Source organism: Desemzia sp. FAM 23990, assembly GCF_045528485.1.
Taxonomy (GTDB): domain Bacteria; phylum Bacillota; class Bacilli; order Lactobacillales; family Carnobacteriaceae; genus Desemzia.
In genome coordinates this window covers 1-255 of record NZ_JBGQQW010000099.1, presented here as the reverse complement: position 1 = coordinate 255, position 255 = coordinate 1, and the positions used below count along the sequence as shown (strand labels likewise).

Annotated in this window: 1 pseudogene; it reads left to right on the top strand. The window is 35.7% G+C overall.

The features are described from left to right. Window positions 1-210, top strand: a pseudogene (locus ACEN4I_RS13635) (hypothetical protein); the annotation flags it as partial. Between the last annotated feature and the right edge of the window lie 45 nt (window positions 211-255).

The following is a 255-nucleotide window of genomic DNA, read 5'->3' as shown; positions in this document are numbered from 1 at the left end:
TATTCATGGGTTAAAAAATACCAACTTAAAGGGTCCGACGGACTTAAAGATCTTCGTGGTCAAAATAAACCAGAGAATGAATTAACGGATACTGAACGGTTGAAATTTCGTATTAAAGAACTTGAAGCACGAAATGAATATCTTGAAATGCAGAAAGATATTGAAAAAAAGTTGTTAGAGCTCAATCAAAGGTACGACCATTTTCGCTAAGTCGTCAAGAGACACAATACATTGTCGTGTTTGAGCTCCATCAAG